At 65.9% G+C, this 15,355-nt stretch carries 12 protein-coding genes; 9 read left to right on the top strand and 3 right to left on the bottom strand.

Going from position 1 to position 15,355, the window contains the following annotated elements:
• Positions 1 to 2 precede the first annotated feature (2 nt).
• The 3 genes from AC1GI4_RS02350 to AC1GI4_RS02340 are packed head-to-tail and all read left to right on the top strand — an operon-like array spanning position 3 to position 2,136.
• Complete coding sequence (locus tag AC1GI4_RS02350) at positions 3 to 281, top strand: HPr-rel-A system PqqD family peptide chaperone (RefSeq protein WP_479628399.1); 279 nt, start codon at positions 3 to 5, stop codon at positions 279 to 281.
• On the top strand, positions 278 to 1,123 hold the full coding sequence (locus tag AC1GI4_RS02345; RefSeq protein WP_479628398.1) for an HprK-related kinase A: 846 nt from the start codon (positions 278 to 280) through the stop codon (positions 1,121 to 1,123). The genes AC1GI4_RS02350 and AC1GI4_RS02345 overlap by 4 nt, the downstream gene beginning before the upstream one ends.
• Positions 1,120 to 2,136 carry a nucleotidyltransferase domain-containing protein gene (locus tag AC1GI4_RS02340; RefSeq protein ID WP_479628397.1) on the top strand — a complete coding sequence of 339 codons (1,017 nt, stop codon included), beginning with the start codon at positions 1,120 to 1,122 and terminating at the stop codon, positions 2,134 to 2,136. Before AC1GI4_RS02345 ends, AC1GI4_RS02340 begins: the two co-directional genes overlap by 4 nt.
• On the opposite strand, the gene AC1GI4_RS02335 is transcribed toward AC1GI4_RS02340, so the two are convergent.
• Entirely contained in the window at positions 2,096 to 2,788 is a 693-nt protein-coding gene (locus tag AC1GI4_RS02335; protein WP_479628396.1) for an HAD-IA family hydrolase, read from the bottom strand. The genes AC1GI4_RS02340 and AC1GI4_RS02335 overlap by 41 nt on opposite strands.
• A gap of 62 nt (positions 2,789 to 2,850) precedes the next feature.
• Between AC1GI4_RS02335 and glmU the strand changes: the two genes are divergently transcribed.
• From glmU to AC1GI4_RS02315, 4 genes are all read left to right on the top strand, one after another.
• Positions 2,851 to 4,215: a bifunctional UDP-N-acetylglucosamine diphosphorylase/glucosamine-1-phosphate N-acetyltransferase GlmU gene (gene glmU / locus AC1GI4_RS02330; RefSeq protein ID WP_479628395.1), complete on the top strand. Its 1,365-nt coding sequence runs from the start codon at positions 2,851 to 2,853 to the stop codon at positions 4,213 to 4,215.
• A 4-nt stretch (positions 4,216 to 4,219) separates the two neighbouring features.
• The gene (gene glmS / locus AC1GI4_RS02325; RefSeq protein ID WP_479628394.1) at positions 4,220 to 6,043 is read left to right on the top strand and encodes a glutamine--fructose-6-phosphate transaminase (isomerizing); all 1,824 of its coding nucleotides are present in this window, start codon (positions 4,220 to 4,222) and stop codon (positions 6,041 to 6,043) included.
• Positions 6,044 to 6,121: 78 nt separating this feature from the next.
• On the top strand, positions 6,122 to 7,999 hold the full coding sequence (locus AC1GI4_RS02320; protein ID WP_479628393.1) for a two-component system response regulator: 1,878 nt from the start codon (positions 6,122 to 6,124) through the stop codon (positions 7,997 to 7,999).
• 11 nt (positions 8,000 to 8,010) lie between these two features.
• Positions 8,011 to 9,783 carry an ATP-binding protein gene (locus tag AC1GI4_RS02315; protein ID WP_479628392.1) on the top strand — a complete coding sequence of 591 codons (1,773 nt, stop codon included), beginning with the start codon at positions 8,011 to 8,013 and terminating at the stop codon, positions 9,781 to 9,783.
• 7 nt (positions 9,784 to 9,790) lie between these two features.
• On the opposite strand, the gene dinB is transcribed toward AC1GI4_RS02315, so the two are convergent.
• Entirely contained in the window at positions 9,791 to 10,903 is a 1,113-nt protein-coding gene (gene dinB, locus AC1GI4_RS02310) for a DNA polymerase IV (RefSeq protein ID WP_479628391.1), read from the bottom strand.
• A 205-nt stretch (positions 10,904 to 11,108) separates the two neighbouring features.
• Between dinB and AC1GI4_RS02305 the strand changes: the two genes are divergently transcribed.
• Together AC1GI4_RS02305 and AC1GI4_RS02300 are read left to right on the top strand one after the other, a co-directional pair.
• Complete coding sequence (locus AC1GI4_RS02305) at positions 11,109 to 14,111, top strand: ligand-binding sensor domain-containing diguanylate cyclase (protein WP_479630333.1); 3,003 nt, start codon at positions 11,109 to 11,111, stop codon at positions 14,109 to 14,111.
• A 38-nt stretch (positions 14,112 to 14,149) separates the two neighbouring features.
• On the top strand, positions 14,150 to 14,368 hold the full coding sequence (locus tag AC1GI4_RS02300) for a DUF5818 domain-containing protein (RefSeq protein ID WP_479628390.1): 219 nt from the start codon (positions 14,150 to 14,152) through the stop codon (positions 14,366 to 14,368).
• Positions 14,369 to 14,374: 6 nt separating this feature from the next.
• Here the strand turns inward: AC1GI4_RS02300 and AC1GI4_RS02295 are convergent, their stop codons facing one another.
• Positions 14,375 to 15,310 (bottom strand): DUF808 domain-containing protein, encoded by a 936-nt coding sequence (locus tag AC1GI4_RS02295; protein WP_479628389.1) that lies wholly within the window; start codon positions 15,308 to 15,310, stop codon positions 14,375 to 14,377.
• Positions 15,311 to 15,355: the final 45 nt, after the last annotated feature.

Genomic DNA, 15,355 nt, shown 5'->3' with positions numbered 1-15,355 from the left:
GCATGGCCGATCCGCGCTGGCGCGCGGCGGAGGCGGCGTTGTTGATCGTCGAGCCGCTAGATATGTTCACGGCCGTCTTCCATCGTCCCTCGGGCGTTACCCATTTGCTGAACGAACCTGCGCCCCAGATCCTCGATGCGCTCTCGCAGGGGGCGCTGACCATGGAGGGCCTGCTCGCCCGGCTGGCGTCGAAATATGACCTGGGCGTGGGTGACGGGACGGCCTTGCTCCGCGCACGGCTGGATGAGCTGGAGGCGGCCGGGTTGGTCGACCGGGTGTGAGGCACCGGATCACTTTGGGCGTCGGGCCGGTGAGCTTCCGGGTCGGTTCGGACTGGCCCGCGCCGATCGCGGCGCTGGATGCGCTGTACCGCGATTATCCGCGACCGGCCTTTGCCGATTATAGTGTCCGGCTGGAGGCGGCGTCCCCCTGGCGGCGCTGGCTTCGTCCTTCGATCCGGTTGGCGGGGGATTATACGCTACCGGACGCCTCGCCCTTGCCGCTGATACAGGGGCTGCTCGCGGCGGAGATGGGTATGAACCTTCAGGTCGCGTTGGGGCATCGTCGTCATCTGCTGCTTCATGCCGCCGTCGTCGCGCGGGATGATCGGGCGATCCTGATGAGCGGTGTGTCCGGCGCGGGCAAGTCGACGCTGTCGCTGATGCTTTCGCAAAGGGGATGGCGGTTCCTGGGCGACGAGTTCGCGATGATCGATCCGGATACCGGCTGGGCGCATCCCTTTCCCCGGCCGGTGAGTCTGAAGAACGAAAGCCTCGCATTGATCCCCGAAGGCTGTCGCGTCGGCCCGTTGCTGGTCGGGACGCCCAAGGGTGATGTCCGTCACGTCGCGCCGCCCGCATCCGCGATCGCCGCGATGGCAGCGCCCGCCCGGCCCGCCCTGCTGGTCTTTCTCAGGTTTGGTTTTCCCGCCGCCCTGAGCGGCCTCGCCCCAACCGAGACTTTCGTCCGCCTGACCCAGGCATCGACCAATTATGTCGCCATGGGGGAGGCGGGGTTCCGGACCCTTACCCGGCTTCGAGCGGAGGTGCCCGCCGTGGCGCTGGATTATCCCGATGGTGAAGCGGGCGTCGCCGCCATCGAAGCCTTGTGGGACGCGCTGTGACGGCGGCTGAAACGCTGGTCGCCCTGCTGCGTGATCCGACACAGGCGGACACGATCGACCCGCCGGGCTGGACCGCCGTTCTGGCGGTTGCACGGGCCGAGACGCTGGCGGGAACGCTGGCGCATCGGCTGGAGGGCTTCCCTCTGCCGGACGTCGTGGCCAAGGCGTTGGCCGAGGCGCGGATCGATGCCGCCGAGGCGCGGAGAACGGCATTATGGGAAGCAAACCGTGTGGCGCTGGCGCTGCGCCGCCTTGGGCATCCGGTCATTCTCCTCAAGGGCACAGCCTTCGTCGCTGCCGGGCTGGCGGCCGGTCAGGGGCGGGGCATCGGCGATTGCGACATCCTGCTGCCGAAGCGACTGCTCGATCATGCCGAGAAGCTGTTGGTCGATGCCGGTTGGGAATGGATCAAGTCCGATCCCTATGACGACCTTTATTACCGCCGCTGGATGCATGAGCTGCCGCCGCTCGTCCATGGCGAGCGTGGCCGGATGGTCGACGTACACCACACGATCCTGCCGCCGACGGCCGGGCCGATGCCCGATGCCCAGGCGCTGATTGCCGATGCCCAGGCGCTCCATGGCAACCTGGCGGTCCTGTGTCATGCGGACATGCTCGTCCATGCCGCCGCGCACCTCTTTGCCGACGGCGAGCTCGCGGGGGGGCTGCGTAATCTCTGGGACATACACGCGCTGATCGAGGAGCGGGGCATGGCCGGATTGGAGGCGCGGGCCGCACTTCACGGCCTGTCCGCCGCGGTCGGCCGAGCGCTCCGATTGTGCCATGCCCTTTACGGCACCCGCGTTCCAGAGCCATGTCAGCGGCTGAACGTGTTCGACCATCTCTATCGACGCCGCATGTTGGCGCGAGACGGCTGGGGGCGGGAGCGGCACAGAATGTTGCGCAAAGCCTTCTACATCCGTTCCCACCTTATCCGAATGCCGCTGCCGATGCTGGCCCGGCATTTGTGGATCAAGTGGCGGAAGGGGAAAGCCGCATCAGGGTCGGTATAAGCTCGGCATAGCCGTCGATGATCGCATCGGCGCCCAAGGCCTCCACGGGCTGGCTGAGGAAGCCGAAGGAGCAGGCGACGACCGGCAGCCCGGCCGCTCGGGCGGCCTGGACGTCGAAGATCGAGTCGCCGACAAAGGCTGCCGAACCGCCGCCGCATTGCTCGACCATCGCCTGGATTGGCCGGGGCGAAGGCTTGGACACGCCCAGCGTGTCGCCCCCGATGATCGAGGTGAAGCGATCCGTCAGTCCCAATGACCCCAGAATAGCCCGTGCGAAACGTTCCAGCTTGTTGGTCATGATGCCCAGCTTGACCCCGCGAGAGGCGAGTTCGTCGAGGGATTGGAGCACGCCGGGAAACGGTGCGGTGTGCACCGCTAGGTTGGCTTCATAATGGTCGAGCAACAGGCGATGCAGCCGGTCCAGCGTTTCCGCATCATAGCCGCCGGTCGCGTCCAGCCCGTGCTGCAACATCGCGCGGGCGCCGCCACCGATCATCGGCTTGACCGCCTCGACGCTCAGCGGCGCTCGTCCGATCGACGCCAGCGCATGGTTGACGGCGGCGGCCAGGTCGCCGCTGGTGTCCAGCAAGGTACCGTCCAGGTCGAAGCCGACGATGGCGAAGGGAAAATCATGCGGTGAATTGGCGTCCATGTTCGATCCCAATGCTGTCTCCCGCTGGCTTTGGCCGAAAATCCGTGGCAGGCGCAATCGTCATGACGAGACCGATCGCCGCCATCATCCTTGCCGCGGGCAAGGGCACCCGTATGAAGTCGGACCTGCACAAGGTTCTTCATCCCATCGCCGGACGGCCGATGCTGCTCCACCTGATCGACAGCGTGAAGGCCTTGGCGCCCGAGCGCATGGTCGTGGTGACGGGCGCGGGGCGCGAGCAGGTCGAGGCCGCGGTGGCTCCGCTCGGCGTCGCGACGGCGCTCCAGGCCGAGCAACTGGGTACGGGCCATGCGGTCACCCAGGCGCGGGAGGCGCTGGCGGGGTTCGACGGTGACGTGCTGATCCTCTATGGCGACGTTCCGCTGGTCGAGGCGCGGACCATGCGCGCGATGATCGACCGGCTGGGGGAAGCCGATGCTCCCGCCGCCGTGGTGCTGGGCTTCCGCCCCACCAATGCGGCGGCTTATGGCCGCGTCATCGCCGACCGCGATGGACGAATCGATCGCATGGTCGAGTTCAAGGATGCCAACCCCGAAGAACGTGCCGTAAACCTCTGTAATTCCGGCCTGATGGCCGTGCGCTCAGCCGATTTGTTCGGGCTGCTCGACCGGGTCGGCAACGACAATGCGGCGGGTGAATATTATCTGCCCGACATCGTCATGCTGGCGGCCGCCGATGGGCGCCACTCCGCCGTCATCGAGACGGGGGCTGGCGAGGTCGCAGGCGTCAACAGCCGCGCCGAATTGTCGGTGGTCGAGAGCGACTGGCAAGTTCGCCGCCGTGCGCGCGCGATGGCCGAGGGGGCAACGCTCATCGCACCGGATACGGTCTGGTTCTCACATGACACCCGTCTGGGCCGCGACGTGGTGATCGAGCCGCATGTGATGTTCGGCCCCGGCGTTCGTGTCGCGGACGGCGTGACCATCCATGCGTTCAGCCATCTGGAGGGCGCGACCGTCGCCACGGGTGCGGACATCGGCCCCTACGCACGCTTGCGCCCCGGTGCGGACGTACGTGAGGGAGCCCGGGTCGGCAATTTCGTCGAAATGAAAAAGGCCGTGCTGGGGCCAGGTGCCAAGGCCAATCACCTGACCTATCTGGGCGATGCCGAGGTGGGCGCGGGCGCGAATATCGGTGCAGGCACCATCACCTGCAATTACGACGGTTTCCTGAAGTATAAGACCGTAATCGGGGAGGGGGCCTTTATCGGCTCCAACTCCGCGCTGGTCGCCCCGGTTACGATCGGCGCGGGCGCGATCGTCGGGGCGGGGGCGGTGGTGACCAGCGATGTCGAGGCCGATGCCCTCGCGCTGGTCCGCGCCGAACGCCAGACCAAGCCCGGCTGGGCGAAACGTTTCCGAGAGATGATGACGGCCAAGAAGGCCGCTAAGAAGGCTGGGGAGTAAGACTATGTGCGGTATCGTAGGAATTCTGGGCGGAGATGACGTCGCCGAGCGCCTGCTCGATGGCCTCCGCCGCCTGGAGTATCGCGGCTATGACTCTGCCGGGATCGCAACGATCGACCATGGCGAGATCGAGCGTCGGCGCGCCTCGGGCAAGCTGGTCAACCTGGCCAAGGAACTGGCGGCGCATCCGCTGCCCGGCTCGATCGGGATCGCGCATACCCGCTGGGCGACGCATGGCGGCCCGACGACCAATAATGCGCACCCGCACGCCACGGATCATGTCGCGGTCGTGCACAACGGCATCATCGAGAATTTCAAGGCGCTGCGTGACGAACTGATCGGCCGTGGCCGGGTCTTTACCAGCGAAACCGATACCGAGGTCGTTGCCCATCTGGTCAGTGAGAAGGTCGAGCAGGGTCTCGATCCCGTCGCCGCCGTCCGTGAGGTGCTGCCGCGCCTGCACGGGGCCTTTGCGCTCGCCATCCTGTTCCGCGACCAGCCCGACATGCTGATCGGCGCGCGACTCGGCTCGCCGCTGGTCGTCGGGTATGGCGATGACGAGATCTATCTGGGATCGGACGCGCTGGCCCTGGCGCCGCTGACCCAGCGTATCGCCTATCTCGACGAGGGCGACTGGGTGGTCTGCACGCGCGAAGGCGCGCAGGTTTATGACCGTGACAACACCCCCGTCGACCGGCCTGTCACCCTGTCGGGCGTGACGGGGGCGCTGATCGACAAGGGCAATCACCGCCACTTCATGCAGAAGGAAATCTACGAGCAGCCGATCGTCGTCGCCCAGACGCTGCGCTCGTATCTGCAGCGGCTGGAGGGCAAGATCGCGCTGCCGATCCCCGAATTCGATCTGTCGGGTATCAAGCGCGTCACCATCGTTGCCTGCGGCACCAGCTTCTATGCGGGCATGGTTGCCAAATATTGGTTCGAGCAGTTTGCGCGCGTCCCCGTCGACCTCGATGTCGCGTCGGAGTTTCGTTACCGCGCGCCGGTGATGGAGCCGGGCGGGTTGATGATCGTCATCAGCCAGTCGGGCGAAACCGCCGACACGCTGGCCGCCCTGCGCCACGCCAAGGCGGAAGGCCAGACGATCGCGGCGGTGGTCAACGTGCCTACCAGCTCGATGGCGCGCGAGGCCGACCTGCTGCTCCCGACCCATGCCGGGCCGGAAATCGGCGTCGCCTCGACCAAGGCGTTCACCTGCCAGTTGAGCGTGCTTGCCGCACTCGCCGCCAACCTCGCCAAGGCGAAGGGCAAGCTGTCGCCCGACGAGGAGAAGCAGATCGTCCGCCATCTGGCCGAAGCCCCCGCCGCGATCAACGGCGCGCTGGCCTATGACGAAGCGATCGAAGGTATGGCTGGTGCCGTCGCCAGTGCGCGCGACGTGCTCTATCTGGGCCGCGGCACCGATTACCCGCTGGCGTTGGAAGGCGCGCTGAAGCTGAAAGAAATCAGCTACATCCACGCCGAAGGTTATGCGGCGGGCGAGATGAAGCACGGGCCGATCGCGCTGATCGACGAGCATGTCCCCGTGATCGTCATCGCTCCCTCGGGCCCCTTGTTCGAGAAGACCGTCTCGAACATGCAGGAGGTTCAGGCGCGCGGCGGCAAGGTCATCCTGATCTCCGACTATGACGGGATCGAGGCAGCCGGAGAGGGCTGCATCGCGACCATCACCATGCCCAAGGTCCACCCGCTGATCGCACCGATTGTCTATGCGGTGCCGGTGCAGCTGCTTGCCTATCACGTCGCCGTCGCCAAGGGCACCGATGTCGACCAGCCGCGCAACCTGGCAAAGAGCGTGACGGTCGAATAACGGATCATTTACGTCACTTTAAGCCTCTTTGGTTACCATCCGTCCCAGTTTTAAGTGACTGTGACGGGTGGTAGCCGGATGCGTATTCTGATCGTCGACGACGAACCGGCCGTTCATGAAAGCTATGAACTGTGCTTCCCGGCGCGGCCTGGAACGCTGGACGCCATGGCGACCGAGTTGTTCGGCGAACCGGCGAGCAATGGGACGATCGAGGTTCCGACCGAGCGTCGCCATTGCCTTCAAGGGCTGGAGGCCGTCGAGGCCGTCGAGCAGGCCCGTGCCGATGGGATGCCCTTCGCAGTCGCCTTTATCGACATCCGGATGCCGCCCGGTATCGATGGTCGCGAAACGGCGCGGCGCATCAGGGCGATCGATCCCGACATCCACCTGGTTATCGTAACCGGCTATTCGGACTTCTCCCCGGCGGAAATCGGAAAGGTCGCCGGACCCGCCGACAAGATCTTCTACATCGCCAAGCCGTTCGAGGTCAGCGAAATCCAGCAGATGGCGCTCGCGCTGTGCCGCCGCTGGGACAATGATCGCGAACTGTCCGCTGCCCGCGCGCTCCTGGCCGAAAAGGTCGCCACACTGGAGGAGAAGAGCGCAGAACTGGAGGCGAATGAGAGCCGGGCGATGCATCTCGCGATGCATGACGCCCTGACCGACGCCCCCAACCGCGCCGCCTTCCTGCGCGGCCTGACCGAGCGGGGGCGGCAGGGGACACCCTTCGTGACTGCGATGCTGGACCTCGATCGGTTCAAGCTGGTTAACGACACGCTCGGCCATCTCGCCGGGGATCAGCTCATCCGTGAAGTCTGCGCGACCATTCAATCGCATGTTCCCGAGGGCGCGATGGTTGCACGGCTGGGCGGCGATGAGTTCGGCATTTTCTTCGATGCCGAGGATGCCGAGACGGCCGTGTCGGTCTGCGACCGGATCGTGACGGCCTGCGCCTCGACCTTCAACGTGCTGGGCCACGCCGTTCGTTGCGGGGCCTCTTGCGGCCTGGTGACGAGCCAGCCCGGCGGCGAGCGCGATCCGACCGACCTGCTTCGTCAGGCCGATATGGCGCTGAACGAGGCCAAGCGGTCGGGGCGCAACACCGTGCGGGTATTCGACGTCAGCATGGACGAGGGCATCCGCGTCCGCCGCGAAATCGAGGCGGGGCTGAGCCGGGCCATCGCCCGCAACGAGCTGAGCCTGGCGTATCAACCCATCGTCGGGCGCGGACAACTCGACATTGTCGGGTTCGAGGCGCTGGTGCGTTGGAACACACCGGAGCGCGGTGCGATCAGCCCGGCGATCTTCATCCCGCTGGCCGAGGAAAGCCATCTGATCCACGAGCTTGGCGACTGGATCCTGGATCATGCGCTGGCCGAGCTACAGCATTGGCCCGGTCAATATGTGTCGGTGAACTTCAGTCCGATCCAGTTCCGCCGGTCGCATTTCGTCGGCCATGTCATGGACAGCGTAAGGCGGGCTGGCGTCGAGCCGCACCGCGTCCAGATCGAGATCACCGAAACGGCGATCTTCGACGATGCCGAACACGCCGCACAAACCTTGTGCGAATTGCGCAAGCTGGGTTTCCGGATCGCGCTGGACGATTTCGGTACCGGCTATTCCAGCCTTTATAACATCCGCAAATTCGCGCTCGACTGCCTGAAGATCGACCGTAGCTTCATCGACGGGATGGGCCGCGAGCGCGAGTCCGCGGCGATCGTCCATTCGATCATCCATCTCGGCCGGGCGCTGGGATTGGGTGTGATCGCCGAGGGCGTCGAAACCGAGTCCCAAGCGCAGGCGCTGCGCGTGGCGGGGGCGAGCCATCTGCAGGGCTATCTTTTCTCCAAGCCGGTTCCTGCTGCCGAAGCGCGGGACTTGGTCACACGCAAGTTCCTGTCGCTGTCGGGTGGGAATGCCGCGGCACCGTCGCTGGTCGCGGCTGCGCGGCACTGATCGGCCGGAACGTGATACGCCGCTGGAAGGAGACGCGACAGCGGCCCCGTTCGCTCCGCGATATCATGGTGTCGATCCTGACGCTGACCGGCATCGGCGGCGCGCTCGCACTGGCGGTTTTGCTCACACTGGTCATTTCGCCGGGGTTCGCCGAGCTGGAGGACCGAGCGACCGAGGGATATTGCGCCCGCGCCGTGACGACCGTGGCGGAATTCTCCGCGATGACGGAGGTCATGGCACGCGAGCAGTCCAAGGCCGCTTCCGACAGCGCCGATGATCGTTCTATGGCGGACGTCTTGATCTATCGGATGGCGCCAGGGGACAAGCCGGTGCTTCGGCGCGGTCGCCCTGGAGGGGCATCTGCAGCGGTCGCGCGTGCGCTGGAACGGCTCGACGCCGCTAGGCTTTTGGGAACTGCGGATTCCACGCACTTCTATGTTTCCGCCGGACACCAGGTCATGGCCATCGGCCTGGCAAGGGCCGCAGAGGGAGATGACTATGTCGCGGTCGCTCGTCGGCTGACGGGACGACATCTGTCTCATCTGTTCGGGCGGCGCGTCACGATTTCCCCGATGGCCCCGGCCGATACCACTATGCGCAGGCGGGCGCAGCTGATCGACGTCGCCGTTCCGATCGCAGGTCCCGACGCGCGGCCGGTGGCGGCTGCGCGTTTCCAGGTCTCGCGCGAGGTCGTATTGCTTGGCCGTCGCGTGCTGCTGCTGGCCGCGGCGGCGTCGATCCTTTTGCTCGTCCTGCTTCTGCTGATGCTGCGCCGGGCTCTGGGTCGGTTCGTCCTCGCGCCGCTGGACCGGGTGGAGCGGCACATGCAGCGTGTGCAGGCCTCAGGCGCGTTGTTGCCGTTCGAGGACGACCAGGGCCGATGCGAGGAGTTCGGATCGCTTGGCCGCAGCTTCAACGCGATGCTGAGTCAGTTGAAGGATCTGCGCGAACGCAACGAGATACAGAGCTTCGCGCTCGGTCGTTCGGAAAGCGCGGTTGCGGTTCTCCACAATGTCCGCAACGCGCTGGCCCCCTTGGCGACGATCCTGAGCCATGGCATCGGGCGGGGCGATATGGCCCGACGCGAGCTGGTCGATCGCGCACTGGCCGAACTGGCGCGGCGCGACGTTCCTCCGGAACGACGCACAAAGCTGGTCGCGTTCGTGGCGACCGCTTTCGAGGCGGAGGCCATCGCCCGCGATGAGGTCCGGCGCCAACTGGAAGTGGGGCGCGACGCCATGCGTCAGACGCTGGAGATCATCGGCGCGCAACAGGCCCGCGCCCATGAACGCCCCCCTCGCGAACGTTGCGACATCAGCGACATCGTGGTGCGCAACGCGACCATCGCAAGATACGCCCAGGCCGTGTCGGTCGGCTTCACCTTTCCCGCCCATCCGGCCTATGTCGTCGCGAATCGCGTTATCCTGAGCCAGGTGATCGGAAACCTGTTTTCCAACGCGGTCGAGGCGATCGTGGCGACGGGTCGCGATCATGGCTCGATCACGGTCGACCTCGCATCGCCGGTCGACGGGCGCCTGACGGTGCGGATCATCGACGACGGGGAGGGCTTCGAGCCGAGTCAGGCGACGCGACTGTTTCAACCCGGCTATTCGACGCGTACCGAGAAATCGGGGGGGCTTGGCCTTCACTGGTGCGCCAACTCCATGGCGGTTATGGGCGGCACGCTGGAATTGCGGAGCGCCGGCCGCGGCACCGGCGCGGTGGCGATCCTGACGCTCGATACGGATAGCGAACAGGACCAGCGTATCGAACTGGCCGCCTGAACTGGGTTCAGAGCGGCAGTTCGACCTGAACCGGACCCGATCTTTCATCATCCTCCCCGGTCGAAAGCCCGGAAAGCGTCAGCCCCAGCAAGCGAACGCCCAGCGACACCGGCAATTGCTGATCTAGCAGTTCAAGCCCTATCGCCAGGAACTCCGCCCGATCGGCAATCGGATGAGCCGCCGAGCGCGCGCGGGTGATCGTCCGGAAATCGCTGTGCCGCATTTTCAGTGTGACCGTGCGGCCGGACACGCCGTTTCGATCGATCCGCGTCCAAGCAGCGTGGACGACCCGCTCCAATGCCGCCTGAAGTCCGGCGCGATCCGACAGGTCGGTCTCGAACGTCCGCTCGGCACCGACCGACTTGGCGATACGATGCGCGCGCACCGGGCGGTGATCGACTCCGCGTGCTGCGCCGTAGAGATAGTCGGCATAGCTGCCGAAATGGCGTTGCAGGAATTCCAGCGGCCGGTCGCGTAGATCCTGGCCGGTCAGGATGCCCAGCGCCTCCATCTTGCGTGCGGTCACCGGGCCGACACCGTGGAAACGCTTGACCGGCAGGCTTGCGACAAACGCCGCGCCATGGGTCGGCGGTATCACGCACAGGCCATCAGGCTTGTTCTGATCCGAGGCGAGCTTGGCAATGAACTTGTTGTAGCTGACTCCGGCAGACGCGGTCAGCCCTGTCTCCGCGCGTATCGCCTCGCGGATAGCATTGGCGATCGCCGTGGCAGAGCCCAGACCCGCCTGGTCTTGGGTCACGTCGAGATAGGCCTCGTCGAGCGACAGTGGCTCGATCAAGGCGGTATAGCGAGCGAATACGGCCCGGATCTGCTGCGATACCTCGCGATAGACATCGAAGCGCGGCGGCACGAAAACCAGATCGGGACAGCGCCGGATCGCGGTGACCGAGGGCATGGCCGAACGAACACCGAAGGTCCGGGCCTCATAACTCGCGGCCGCGACCACGCCCCGCGCGCGCGACCCGCCGACCGCAACGGGACGCCCCCGCAAGCTGGGATCGTCGCGCTGCTCCACCGATGCGTAGAAGGCGTCCATATCCACATGGATGACCTTGCGCCCGACGTGCGGCACCGCTTCATCAGGGGGAAATGTTGACACGCGAAAGGCCGGGCGATCCTCGAACCCGCATGCTACGGGCTTGAAAACGAAACAGGAACATCGTGCTTCCGTCAACCCCCGGGTCGCATCACCGTGCCCGCCGCCATTGATCGACGTTAATATCCTCTTATCGATCTCGTTCTAAAAGGGCGCTCGGGATCAGGATTTGAAACGCTTTCGCTCCTTCGGGGCTGCCGCCCTTTTGATGCTTCTGTGTCTGCCCGCGATGGCCCGGGGCGAGGCACGGGTCGATCCGTGGGCAGCCTGGCAATGGACCAGCTTCAAGCGACTGGGTGATACCGTGGCGTTGCCGCATATCACCGCGACGGCCGTCGTACGGGCCCGTGACGGAACGATGTGGATCGGCACGCGCGGCGGCCTGACGCGATACGATGGGCAGCGGGTCCGCAATTTCAAGGCGCGGTCGAGCGATCCCTATTCCCTCCCCGACAATTATGTCCGTTCGCTGCTGGCGCTGCCCGATGGCGGCCTGCTGGTCGGGACCAATGTCGGTGGGCTGGCGCGCTATGAGCCGTCGAGCGATCGGTTCGTCCGGTTGCAGTCGCGAAATGGTCCGATTGGCAGCCGCATTTCGGGCTTCACGCCGGACGGGGCGGGCGGGGCCTATGTCGCCTCCGATGGGGGTGTTCATCACTATATCGCGCGAACCGACAGCATCGATTCGATGGCGAACGCCGCGATCGTCGGGCCGGACGGCCACCGCCAGGGCGCCTTTGCCGTCTATCGCGAAGCCGATGGCACGCTCTGGGCCGGTTGCGAAGGCGGGTTGTGGGTGCGGCCTGCCGGGGCCTCGCGCTTCCGGCCGACGACGCTGGTCGACAGAGACCGGAGCCGCGATATCTGGTCGATTATGCGCGACCATGCTGGGCGACTATGGGTCGGGACGGGGTCGGACGGTATCTATATGTCCACCGACCGGGGCTGGCGCCCGCATTTTGTTCAGCTGCCCGCCCTGCGCGGGTCGGCGCCACTGATCGGCCATCGGACCATCCGGGCAATCCTGGAGGATCGCCGGGAACGGTTGTGGGTCGGGACGGACGGCATGGGGATCGTGCTGATCGACCCGGCCCAGGGCTTTTCCGCGGTGGCGATGCGACACCTGACCGCCAATCCCATGTCGCTGGCCGGCGACACGGTGCGAAGCCTGGCTTTGGACGGATCGGGGGGTATCTGGGCCGCGACCGAAATGGGCGCGGCGCGGACCCAGGGGCCGGGCGGTGGTACGCTGCGGATCGGGTCGGCCATGCCCGATCCGCGCATGTCGCTGTCGGACGACAATGTGCGAGGCATTCTGGTCGACCGGCACGACCGGGTCTGGCTGGGCATGAGCAACGGCACGGTCGACGCGCTCGACCGCAAGGCCGGGATCGTCCGGCGCCTGACCCTGAAAGGCACGCATGGCGGGCAGGATATCAAGGCGCTGGTGGAATCGTCGGACGGTACGATCCTGATCGGTGCACGCGGTGTTCTCGCGATCGATCCGCGAACCCTGTCCCAGCATGTGCTGACAGTGGACAAACTGGGCGACCTGCCGGTGATCTCGATGGCGGAAACGCCCGAGTTTCTGCTGATCGGGACGTATAGGGGCTTGTTCGTCCGCCGTCGCAGCGACGGGCAGGTCAAGGTTTTCGAACATGATGCGGGCGATCCGTACAGTCTGGCCAATAACGAAGTCATCAATATCATCACCCGGCCTGACGGCAGTATCCTGGTCGCGACGCCAGGGGGCATCGCGATGTTCGATGTGTCGCGCGGGACGTTCACCAACTTCTCGAGCCGATCGGGCGGGCCGGGAAGCCTTCCCCAGGATTATGTCGGATCGGTCGTTCCGGTCGGGCGGGATATATGGGTCGGGACCTATGGCGGCGCCGCATTCGGGCGAGCCGTGCCCGGCGGCTGGCGTTTTCGAACGATCGCCGAAGCCCAGGGTCTGGCGGGCGACAATGTCGCGTCGGTTGTCCTCGACGCGCAAAGGCGCCCCTGGATCGCGAGCGCGGGTGGTATCTCGGTCATTGGCGCGGCGGGGCGATCGGTTCGTGTGATGAGCCAGCGCGACGGTCTGACCGCCAGCGCCTTCAATCAGCGTGCGGCCGCAAGGATGGCGGACGGTTCGCTGCTGTTCGGCGCGCCAGACGGGCTGATCGTGCTGCAACCGGATATATTGCTGGGGCGGCTCGACCGTGCCACGTCGGGGCCGTTGATCGTCAGCTCGGCCGATGTCGACGGCCATCCGCTGACCGTGGATTCCACCGTCAACGCCTTGTCATTGCGGTGGGGAAAAGACGGACGGACTCTGCGGATCGACTTTGCGCTGGCCGATTATGACGCACCCGAGGAAATTCGATACAGCTATCGCCTGGAGGGGTTCGACCGGGGCTGGATGACGGTTCCCATCGGGACACCAGCGAGCGCGACCTATACCAATCTTCCGGCCGGCACCTATGACCTCGAACTCCGCGCGCAGATCCCCGGGCTGGGCGCACGCACCGTCGTCCGACGGGTGGAGGTTACGGTCGAGCCTCAATGGTATGAAAGCTGGCTGGGGCGGATCGGCCTGGCCGCGCTGTTCCTGCTGCTGCTAGGGGCCGCCATCTGGGCGGTCACCGCCGTCATCCGCCGTCGAGCCCGGATTTTGGAGACGATGGTCGAGGAGCGGACGCGAGCCCTGCGCGCGGCCAACGAACAGCTCGACCGGCTGGCCAGCACCGATCCGCTGACCGGACTGGCCAATCGTCGGACCCTGATGGCGGCGCTGCAAAATGCCGGTTACCGTGGCAACGCCCACGATGAAGGCTTTTCCTTCGCGCTGCTCGACATCGATCACTTCAAGCGGATCAACGACGGCTATGGTCACGCGGCCGGTGACGAAGTGCTGGTACGGCTGGCCAGCCGCCTGCAGAATGGGGTTCGAACAGATGACGTCGTCTGCCGCTATGGTGGCGAGGAGATGGCTATTCTGTTCCCCGGTCAGGTCCTCGACAGCGCGACGGCCATCGTCGACCGCCTGCGCACCGAGATGGCGAGCACCCCGCTTCTCGTGGGCAATCAGGTGATCGCCGTCACCTTCAGCGCGGGCGTGGCCGAATGGCGGCCGAACGAAGACCTGGCGGCAACGATCCGCCGGGCGGACGAGGCGCTGTACGACGCGAAGCGTAGCGGACGGGACCGGGTCGCACGGGCAGCCTGAGGCCGGAACCCGCGCGGGATGGTCGGGGTTGGACGGCCATGATGACGAACGAACGAGCCGGCACTTCCCCATCTTTGGTCAAGAGCGGTCGGTTGGTACGCCGGGGCGGGGCCTTCATACTGGAAGGCGACGACGGCAACGTGCTGGAGCTTCGCCTGATGCGGGTGCCCGTCGATCATGTCGGAAAGTCGGTGGCCGTCACAGGGCACCTGCTCACCCCCGAGGTGATGGAGGTCGAGGGCGTCCGGACGGCCTGATCCGGCTCAATGCGCTTTCTTGCCGGGCAGCAGGTGCAGCACGCCCACGATGACCGCTCCGACGACGAGGCCGACAATGGCGGCGCCGATCGCGCCGATCAGCCACTCGGCGACCGCACCACCGACAGGCATCGCCTCACCGATGTGATGCGCGGTGCCATGAATCAGATGGGGCAGGCTGTGCAGCCCGAACTCCTCCATCCCGTGGACGATAATCCCGCCGCCGACCCAGACCATCGCGGCGGTGCCGACGACCGCCAGGACCCGCAGGATGACGGGCATGGCCTTCACCAATCCACGGCCGATAGCCTGGGCCGCCGCGTTGTCGCGGCGGGCAAGGTGCAGGCCGATATCGTCCATCTTTACGATCGCCGCGACCAGGCCATAGACGCCGACCGTGATCGCGATGCCGACCAGGGCGAGCGCGATCGCCTGCGTACCGATCGACAGGTCGGGCAGCTCCGACAGGGCGATCGCCATGATCTCCGCCGAAAGGATCAGGTCGGTTCGGATCGCGCCCGAGACCTGCCGCTCTTCCAGCAGCTTCGCATCGACCGGCGCGGCATCTTCCGCCTCGGCATGATGGCCGGTCAGCGTTTCGAGGATTTTCTCGCTGGCCTCGAAACACAGGAACGCGCCGCCCGCCATCAGGATCGGCGTGATCGCCCAAGGCGCAAAGGCACTGAGCAGCAGTGCGGCGGGCAGCAGGAAGATCAGCTTGTTACGCAGCGATCCCAGCGCGATCTTGCCGATGATCGGCAATTCGCGTTGCGGCGCCAGGCCGACGACATAGCGCGGCGTGACGGCGGTATCGTCGATCACCACGCCCGCCGCCTTCGCGCCCGCCCGCGCCGACGCGCCCGCGACATCGTCCAGCGACGCCGCCGCCAGTTTGGCGATCGCCGCCACGTCGTCCAGCAATGCGACCAGACCACCCGCCATCGATCCTCAACTCCCTAAACCCTGTTGGCCTTTGCCTAGTGGCTA

It is taken from the genome of Sphingomonas sp. 77B, assembly GCF_056497825.1.
Note: the sequence above shows the minus strand (reverse complement) of the source record. Positions and strands in the feature narration are given on the sequence as shown.